This window comes from Flavobacterium pedocola, from assembly GCF_053764385.1.
Genome location: NZ_JBSNCR010000026.1, coordinates 1 through 794, shown reverse-complemented (window position 1 = coordinate 794; position 794 = coordinate 1). Strand labels below are relative to the sequence as shown.

Annotated in this window: 1 pseudogene; it reads left to right on the top strand. The window is 46.9% G+C overall.

Annotated features, from left to right (window positions below):
* Positions 1 to 794, top strand: a pseudogene (locus ACWPKD_RS15225) (T9SS type B sorting domain-containing protein); the annotation flags it as partial.

The window sequence follows — 794 nt, the reverse complement described above, 5'->3', positions numbered from 1 at the left end:
GAATCCTTCAAACACGGGAGCAACTATCAGCGGAAACACGGTAACGGCTCCTCAAGGTACTTACACGGTAACAGCTACTTTAAACGGATGTAGTTCACCGGCTTCTAATCAGGCAAATGTGAACCAACAACCGGCAACACCGGCGAAACCAACGCTTAGCGCCGTGACACAGCCAACCTGTACCAATCCAAACGGTAGTTTCACCATTACCAATTATAACAGTGCGTATACGTATACGGTAAGTCCGGCTGGGGCAACTATTAATGGTAACACCATTACAGCTCCTCAAGGAAACTATACCGTAACGGCTACATTGGGTAATTGTACTTCGGTGGCTTCTAATCCGGTAGGCGTAAGCCAGCAGCCTGGTACTCCGGCTCAGCCAACGTTGAGTGCAGTAACACAACCAACCTGTACCAATCCAAACGGTAGCTTCACTATTACCAATTATAACAGTGCGTATACGTATACGGTAAGTCCGGCTGGGGCAACTATTAATGGCAACACCATTACAGCTCCTCAAGGAAACTATACTGTAACGGCTACTTTAGGTAGTTGTACTTCGGTGGCTTCCAATCAGGCAAATGTGAATCAGCAACCACCAACACCGGCGAAACCAACCTTGAGCGCGGTAACACAACCAACCTGTACCAATCCAAACGGTAGCTTCACCATTACCAATTATAACAGTGCGTATACTTATACGGTAAGTCCGGCTGGGGCAACTATTAATGGTAACACCATTACAGCTCCTCAAGGAAACTATACCGTAACGGCTACATTGGGTAATTGTA